This is a genomic window from Neisseria sp. 19428wB4_WF04 (assembly GCF_015235335.1).
GTDB lineage: Bacteria > Pseudomonadota > Gammaproteobacteria > Burkholderiales > Neisseriaceae > Neisseria > Neisseria musculi.
In genome coordinates this window covers 1-251 of the sequence record NZ_JADGLG010000237.1, presented here as the reverse complement: position 1 = coordinate 251, position 251 = coordinate 1, and the positions used below count along the sequence as shown (strand labels likewise).

General features: G+C 48.2%; 1 pseudogene. It reads left to right on the top strand.

The features are described 5' to 3' along the window. A pseudogene (locus tag IR141_RS13140) lies at positions 1 to 104 on the top strand (IS1595 family transposase); the annotation flags it as partial. Positions 105 to 251: the final 147 nt, after the last annotated feature.

Genomic DNA, 251 nt, shown 5'->3' with positions numbered 1-251 from the left:
ACCGAAAATCTTTTCCTCTGTTCTTGAAAGAATGTGAGTTTCGTTTTAACTTCGGGACACCAAAGCAGCAGTTAAAAACTTTGCGGCTTTGGTGTGGTGTTTAGGGCTAATCTACTCCAGCCCCTTATCTATTGCCCAATACGGGTTCTCGAAGTTTCCACTCCTCCCTTAATTTCACCGTAGAGCTGGCTATGGCCGCCGCCTGACTGGGCGCAGGCTGCCAACAAAACAGCAAGAGCGGCTGAATACAA